This window comes from Synechococcus sp. BA-120 BA3, assembly GCF_034931285.1.
Taxonomy (GTDB): Bacteria; Cyanobacteriota; Cyanobacteriia; order PCC-6307; family Cyanobiaceae; genus Cyanobium.
This window is the reverse complement of sequence record NZ_JAYGHZ010000161.1, coordinates 1-1,646: the sequence shown is the minus strand read 5'-3', so window position 1 is coordinate 1,646 and position 1,646 is coordinate 1. Positions and strand designations below refer to the sequence as shown.

The following is a 1,646-nucleotide window of genomic DNA, read 5'->3' as shown; positions in this document are numbered from 1 at the left end:
GCGCCGTTCTCGCCCACCGGCTCCGGGGGGTCGCCCAGGGGTTCGGCATCGGGGGCCACCTCCACTTCCACCCGCACCTGCCGGCCGGCGTGCTCGCTGGCCACCGCGGCGATCATCACCAGGTAGTTCTTGCGCAGCCAGCCGCAGGCGAAGCTGTTGGGGGCCTCAAGGCGCAGCAGCCCGTCGGCGTAGTCACGACAACGGGCCTGACGGATCCAGGTCTCGTAGGTGGGCTTGCTGAGCCTGCCCTGAAGATCCTGGCTCACCCGGTGCCACAGCTGATCACCCTGCTGCACCAGGAGCCCACGACGCGATGGCCGAATATAGGCATCCCAGGCCCGGAGGTTCGTCTTTAATGACTCCCTCAGCGCCGACCGCCCACCTCCGATGGTCCAGTCCCGTTTCCTGTCACGCCTCACCCTGCTGGCGGCCGCGGCAGGCCTGCTGACCTCCTGCACCGGCACCCGTCTGGCCCTGCCGGGGGTGCGCCAGCCCGAGCAGCCCCCCATCAGCGACGCGTCGCCGGCCCCCTCCCTGCAGCCCAGCAGCTCGGTGATCGTCGATGCCGTCGAGAAGGCCGGTCCAGCGGTCGTGCGCATCGACACGGTGAAGCGCACCGTGAACCCCCTGGGGGGCATCTTCGGCCGCGGCCCGGCGATCCAGCAGCAGCAGGGCCAGGGATCGGGCTTCATCACCCGCTCCGACGGCGTGCTGCTGACCAACGCCCACGTGGTCGAGGGCGCCAGCGAAGTGAGCGTCACCCTCCCCGACGGCCGCAGCTTCACCGGCAAGGTGCTGGGGGCCGACCCGCTCACCGACGTGGCGGTGGTGAAGGTGGTGGCCTCCAAGCTGCCGGTCGCCACCCTGGGCGACTCCAACAAGGTGCGGCCGGGGGAATGGGCGATCGCCATCGGCAACCCCCTCGGTCTCGACAACACGGTGACGGCCGGGATCATCAGCGCCATCCAGCGCACCAACGCCGTCGGTGAGGGCCAGCGTGTGCCCTACATCCAGACCGACGCAGCCGTGAACCCCGGCAACAGCGGCGGTCCCCTGATCAACGACCGGGGCCAGGTGATCGGCATCAACACCGCCATCCGCCAGGCGCCGGGGGCCGGCCTGAGTTTCGCGATCCCGATCAACACGGCCCGCCAGATCGCCGCCCAGATCCTCGAGCGCGGCTACGCCAGCCACCCCTACATCGGGGTGCGCCTGCAGGCCCTGACCCCCCAGCTGGCCAAGGAGATCAACGCCACCACCAACGAGTGCCGCCTGCCGGAGGTGAACGGGGTCGTGGTGGTCGAGGTGATGGCCAACAGCCCGGCGGCCCGGGGCGGCCTGAAGCCCTGCGACCTGATCGAGAAGGTGGGCGACAAGGCGGTGAAGAACGCCTCGGAGGTGCAACTGGGGGTGGACCGGGGCAAGGTGGGCGAGCCGCTGACCATCACGGTGCAGCGCAACGGCTCCCGCCAGAACCTCACCGTGCGCCCCGCCGAATTGCCGCGCGAGGGTTGAGACCGCCGAACGGCCGGGGAACCGGGCCGCCCCAGCTGGTGATGCTGGCCCGCTGGCCGGCCCCGGGGCTGGCCCTTATTCACATCTCCGAGCCCACGAGACGCTCGGGTATCCCCTATTCCGCCCTCTGC

Annotated in this window: 2 protein-coding genes; one reads left to right on the top strand and one right to left on the bottom strand. The window is 70.6% G+C overall.

Going from position 1 to position 1,646, the window contains the following annotated elements; translation table 11 throughout:
- Window positions 1-296, bottom strand: a 296-nt coding sequence (locus VB737_RS06870; RefSeq protein WP_500312183.1) for a DnaA N-terminal domain-containing protein, incomplete at its 3' end; no start/stop codon positions are given.
- Window positions 297-387: 91 nt separating this feature from the next.
- Between VB737_RS06870 and VB737_RS06865 the strand changes: the two genes are divergently transcribed.
- Entirely contained in the window at window positions 388-1,515 is a 1,128-nt protein-coding gene (locus VB737_RS06865; protein ID WP_500312182.1) for a trypsin-like peptidase domain-containing protein, read from the top strand.
- Window positions 1,516-1,646 lie beyond the last annotated feature (131 nt).